The organism is Oceanobacter sp. 1_MG-2023 (assembly GCF_030689025.1).
GTDB lineage: Bacteria > Pseudomonadota > Gammaproteobacteria > Pseudomonadales > Oceanobacteraceae > Oceanobacter.
This window is the reverse complement of sequence record NZ_JAUYWA010000054.1, coordinates 1-2,461: the sequence shown is the minus strand read 5'-3', so window position 1 is coordinate 2,461 and position 2,461 is coordinate 1. Positions and strand designations below refer to the sequence as shown.

The 2,461-nt window shown below is 47.9% G+C and carries 4 protein-coding genes and 2 riboswitches; of the genes, 2 read left to right on the top strand and 2 right to left on the bottom strand.

Features of this window, described 5'->3' with window-relative positions; genetic code table 11:
• Positions 1-310: hypothetical protein (locus Q8W22_RS16575; RefSeq protein WP_305453107.1), on the bottom strand; the 310-nt coding region annotated here is incomplete at its 3' end.
• 432 nt (positions 311-742) lie between these two features.
• Positions 743-1,357: a trimeric intracellular cation channel family protein gene (locus Q8W22_RS16570; RefSeq protein WP_305453105.1), complete on the bottom strand. Its 615-nt coding sequence runs from the start codon at positions 1,355-1,357 to the stop codon at positions 743-745.
• Positions 1,358-1,379: 22 nt separating this feature from the next.
• A riboswitch (glycine riboswitch) is annotated at positions 1,380-1,485 on the bottom strand.
• A riboswitch (glycine riboswitch) is annotated at positions 1,486-1,578 on the bottom strand. It lies immediately after the preceding riboswitch.
• A 182-nt stretch (positions 1,579-1,760) separates the two neighbouring features.
• On the opposite strand from Q8W22_RS16570, the gene Q8W22_RS16565 reads away from it, so the two are divergent.
• Positions 1,761-2,093 (top strand): DUF4160 domain-containing protein, encoded by a 333-nt coding sequence (locus Q8W22_RS16565; RefSeq protein WP_303431040.1) that lies wholly within the window; start codon positions 1,761-1,763, stop codon positions 2,091-2,093.
• A gap of 4 nt (positions 2,094-2,097) precedes the next feature.
• On the top strand, positions 2,098-2,337 hold the full coding sequence (locus Q8W22_RS16560; protein WP_196897248.1) for a DUF2442 domain-containing protein: 240 nt from the start codon (positions 2,098-2,100) through the stop codon (positions 2,335-2,337).
• The last annotated feature ends 124 nt before the right edge of the window (positions 2,338-2,461 follow it).

Genomic DNA, 2,461 nt, shown 5'->3' with positions numbered 1-2,461 from the left:
CAATGCTGTCTTCTCCCTGCTCTTTCTTCTGTAAGTGCTCAACCACCCTGTTGATAAATGTAGTTTTACCAGCACCACGCGTACCATCCACAAAATAAACATTGCGCCCGGACTCATCAACAAACCGCTCCAGTTCCGAAGGCTTGTCTTCGGCTGCAGCCTTCAAAGATTCTCGTATGCTGTTTACTAATTGGTCACGTAAGGTTCGCTGAATAAAATCTTTATCTTCCGTACTCCCCGGTACATTAGGTGCAAACAAGTCGATGATGATTTTTTCTTTGAAATCAATTCTGGTTTCGGTGGCGCACATATTCGTCTCAGTCCATTCGTAAGCGGCTGCAGCTGTTCTCGAACCACACCTTAAACAGGGCAGCTCCTTCTATTAGGTTCAGCTAAGGATACTCTGAAAGACTTCTCCAAATCATCGATATTCGGCCGTCAGCCTGCTTTGGGTTGGCGGTAACGTGGCGCTGGTGAGTGCTTGGAGTTGCATTGGCTCGTACTCACCGAGATTCAATATCCTCACCCAATGGCCACTATTGCTTAACGGCCACCCTGTCTGCAGTCGCTAAACGGCTTCGCCAGAGACAATCTGGAAAGAGACAACTTGGACACCCACCCTTCTGAATAGCCGCAGAAAGCCAACAAGCAAAATTCTGCTGGCTCACTGTTTATCCAAAAGCCCTGGGTTCACTGACTCCAAGAGTGGGGGTCACGTGACTCGGCCTGATTCGACGGCCTGCTACCAGCGTTCTGGCGCATAGCGGAACACCGGCAACGACCAATGCCAATAGATAGCCGCCAGACGCATAACCAGGCCACTGCTGAATGACACAAGCAGAGTCATATCCTCATTCACATCATAATGTTGCAACACCAGATACAGGACAGCGACCAACAGAGACACACTGGCATACAGCTCATGCTGCAGCACTTGCGGTGTCTGATCACAGAAGATATCTCGTAAAATGCCGCCAAATACACCAGTAATAATGCCAGCCATAATGACCACCGGCAGACCGTAATCCAATTGCTGGGCAACGTTACAACCAATGATCGTAAAGGCGATCAGGCCCATGGCATCCAGCACAAGGAACATCTTCTGCAAGCGATGCATAAAGCGCGCAAGCACCATGGTAGAAAGACCAGCAGTAATGGTCAGATAGATATAAGAAGGGTGTTGGGTCCAGTTGACTGGAAAATTGCCAAGAAGAATATCGCGTACGGTGCCGCCCCCCAGAGCAGTAATAAACGCAATAAAAGCCACCCCGAACATGTCCATATTACGACGCCCGGCAACCAACGCGCCAGACATTGCTTCAGCTGTAATAGCAACAAGATAGATAATAGTGAGCACACAGAACTCCTGTGTTATCCGTGCCCCTCCCCCTGTCCTTTGTTCCTGAGAGTTTGACCAGACGGACCTGACCGCTGGCTTGCTCCTTCGGTGGGCTACAAAAGTAACCTCTCTCCAGATGGCAATCTGCTTGGCCCGCAGTACTTTGGCCTGAGCGTTTATGGGAGTTTGCGCCTTCGGCGGCCAGCATTTAACGGCTGACTCTCTCCTGCGGAGTGCGCATTGTAGACAATTACCACAGGGAATGAAACCGACCAAATAATGTCGCTATTAGGCAAGAAAAAATATTTAGTGCCAGGAATAATTCAAGGAAGGAAGGCTATTCTTGCCCTATGTGCCGCGTCCGGGATTAGTAGACCACTACAACTCGCTGCACTCCCAGTTTTCCTGCGAGCAAGGCGTTATGTCGCTCACTTTTTCATTCCGCGATAAACCGTATAGAATGGAATCTAAGCCGTTTAAAGGAGTCAATCAGTCAATGCCTGTCATTAGTCGATTCTATGGAGTTATTATCGCAATGTATTTTAACGATCATAATCCTCCTCACTTTCATGCTAAATATTCTGGTTACGAGGCACTTTTTGCCTTTGACGGCTCAATACTTGAAGGGGAGCTTCCTAATAGAGCCACGAAATTCGTTCAGGAATGGCTTTCAGAGCATCGCGCCGAACTAGAGGAAAATTGGCATAAGGCTCAGAATGGCGAACCACTAAACTACATTGCCCCATTGGAGTAAAACCATGCTTCACGTTAGAAACGCAAAATATCTGGACGGCTTTAAACTGTGGGTAACATTTGACGACGGTACAGCTGGAGAAGTCAATCTAGAAAACAAGCTATCTGGCAGTGTCTTTGAACCTCTCAAGGACTCTTCGTTTTTTTCTAAAGTTGCAGTAGACCCAGAATTAGAGACAGTAGTTTGGCCGAATGGTGCCGATTTAGCACCTGAGTTCTTAAAACGTCACATAACAAAGCGCTAAAGTTCACTCCCTTGGCTTAAAGTTAAAGTGCGCACCTACGGATAACGTCGGCATCAGAGATGTCTTCTTCTCGGGAAACTTCCGGCACCGAGCGATGATGAGGTGATGTAATCCCCCCATTTTT

Coding starts and splice junctions, on each gene's coding strand:
- Q8W22_RS16565 (WP_303431040.1), top strand. CDS start 1,761: ATGTCGCTCACTTTTTCATTCCGCGATAAACCGTATAGAATGGAATCT.
- Q8W22_RS16560 (WP_196897248.1), top strand. CDS start 2,098: ATGCTTCACGTTAGAAACGCAAAATATCTGGACGGCTTTAAACTGTGG.